Annotated in this window: 1 rRNA gene; it reads right to left on the minus strand. The window is 52.4% G+C overall.

Annotation, left to right across the window (positions count from 1 at the left end):
* Nucleotides 1-8 precede the first annotated feature (8 nt).
* Nucleotides 9-2,815 (minus strand): 23S ribosomal RNA (locus T18_RS26105).
* Between the last annotated feature and the right edge of the window lie 26 nt (nucleotides 2,816-2,841).

Genomic DNA, 2,841 nt, shown 5'->3' on the forward strand with positions numbered 1-2,841 from the left:
CAATGGGAACGAAGAAGTCGATCGAGCTATTAGTAACGGTAAGCTTCACATGTTGCCATGCTTCCACACCCGTCCTATCAACGTGGTCGTCTTCCACGGCTCTGATAGGGAACACTCGTTTTCAGGTTGGTTTCCCGCTTAGATGCCTTCAGCGGTTATCCATTCCGTATATAGCTACTCTGCTATGCCCTTGGCAGGACAACAGATCCACCAGAGATACGTCCATCCCGGTCCTCTCGTACTAGGGACAGATCCTGTCAATATTCCTACACCCACGGCAGATAGGGACCGAACTGTCTCACGACGTTCTGAACCCAACTCACGTACCGCTTTAAATGGCGAACAGCCATACCCTTGGGACCTGCTCCAGCCCCAGGATGCGATGAGTCGACATCGAGGTGCCAAACAACCCCGTCGATATGGACTCTTGGGGGTCATCAGCCTGTTATCCCCGGCGTACCTTTTATCCGTTGAGCGATGGCCCTTCCACACGGGACCACCGGATCACTATGACCGACTTTCGTCTCTGCTCGACTTGTCAGTCTCGCAGTCAGGCGGGCTTATGCCATTGCACTCGACGACCGATTTCCGACCGGTCTGAGCCCACCATCGCGCGCCTCCGTTACTCTTTCGGAGGCGACCGCCCCAGTCAAACTACCCACCATACACTGTCCCGGATCCGGATAACGGACCGCGGTTAGACATCCACGAAGATAAGGGTGGTATTTCAAGGATGGCTCCACAAGAACTGGCGTCCCTGCTTCAAAGCCTACCACCTATCCTACACATGCCTTGGCGAATGCCAGTGTAAAGCTATAGTAAAGGTGCACGGGGTCTTTCCGTCTGACCGCAGGAACCCCGCATCTTCACGGGGAATTCAATTTCACTGAGTCTATGTTGGAGACAGCGGGGAAGTCGTTACGCCATTCGTGCAGGTCGGAACTTACCCGACAAGGAATTTCGCTACCTTAGGACCGTTATAGTTACGGCCGCCGTTTACTGGGGCTTCAGTTCAGAGCTTGCACCCCTCCCTTTAACCTTCCAGCACCGGGCAGGCGTCAGACCCTATACGTCGTATTGCTACTTCGCAGAGCCCTGTGTTTTTGATAAACAGTCGCTACCCCCTGGTCTGTGCCACCCCATCATACTTGCGTAAAATGGGGTCACGCTTCTTCCGAAGTTACGCGTGCAATTTGCCGAGTTCCTTCAACATAGTTCTCTCAAGCGCCTTGGTATACTCTACCTGACCACCTGTGTCGGTTTCGGGTACGGTCTATACGGTGGAGCTATTTCCTGGAACCTCTTCGCCGCACATTCAATCCAGTAAGAATGTACAACACACGAGATCCGTCACTACCACCAGGCCCACGAATATTAACGTGGTTCCCATCGACTACGCGTGTCCGCCTCGTCTTAGGGGCCGGCTAACCCTGCTCAGATTAACTTTAAGCAGGAACCCTTGGTCTTTCGGCGAGGGAGTCTCTCACTCCCTTTATCGTTACTCATGTCAACATTCGCACTTCCGATATCTCCAGCAGCCCTCACGGGTCCGCCTTCACAGACTTACGGAACGCTCCGCTACCACGCAACAGTCACTACAACTGTCACATCCTCAGCTTCGGTGCATGGCTTTAGCCCCGTTACATTTTCGGCGCAAAGACCCTTATTTAGACCAGTGAGCTGTTACGCTTTCTTTAAATGATGGCTGCTTCTAAGCCAACATCCTGGTTGTTTTGGGATCCTCACATCCTTTCCCACTTAGCCATGACTTGGGGACCTTAGCTGGAGGTCAGGGTTGTTGCCCTTTTCACGACGGACGTTAGCACCCGCCGTGTGTCTGCCGACTAGTACTCCTCGGTATTCGGAGTTTGGTTAGGATCAGTAAGACGGTGAGTCCCCATAGCCCATCCAGTGCTCTACCCCCGAGGGTATTCGGTCGACGCTCTACCTAAATAGATTTCGCGGAGAACCAGCTATTTCCGAGTTTGATTGGCCTTTCACCCCTAGCCACAAGTCATCCCAATCTATTGCAACAGATACGGGTTCGGCCCTCCAGTTGGTGTTACCCAACCTTCAGCCTGCTCATGGCTAGATCACTCGGTTTCGGGTCTAATGCAACTAACTCAATCGCCCTATTCAGACTCGCTTTCGCTGCGCCTACACCTACCGGCTTAAGCTTGCTAGTTACACTAAGTCGTTGACCCATTATACAAAAGGTACGCCGTCACCCTTGCGGGCTCCGACTGTTTGTAGGCATCCGGTTTCAGGTTCTATTTCACTCCCCTCGTCGGGGTGCTTTTCACCTTTCCCTCACGGTACTTGTTCGCTATCGGTCATGCACGAGTACTTAGGCTTGGAGAGTGGTCTCCCCATGTTCAGACAGGATTTCACGTGCCCCGCCCTACTCAAGGACAATGACTGTTCTACGCGTAAGGGGCTATCACCCTCTATGGCCGACTTTTCCAAATCGTTCCGCTTTATTCATCATTGCCACTGGCCTGGTCCGCGTTCGCTCGCCACTACTTACGGAGTCTCGGTTGATGTCCTTTCCTGCAGGTACTTAGATGTTTCAGTTCCCTGCGTTCGCTTCTTACCCCTATGTATTCGAAAGTAAGATACCTTATCACAATGCTTGGAAACCCAGGCCGTTCATAAAACAGACTGGATTTTCCAAGCATTTAAGGTGGGTTGCCCCATTCGGAGATCCATGGATCAAAGCTTATTCGCAGCTCCCCACGGCTTTTCGCAGCGTATCACGTCCTTCTTCGCCTGTGCATGCCAAGGCATCCACCAAATGCCCTTAATTCACTTCTTCGTTCTCATTGTCTATGCTCATCCATA

Origin of the sequence: Rhizobium sp. TBD182 (assembly GCF_001950375.1) — a bacterium.
Taxonomy (GTDB): domain Bacteria; phylum Pseudomonadota; class Alphaproteobacteria; order Rhizobiales; family Rhizobiaceae; genus Agrobacterium; species Agrobacterium tumefaciens.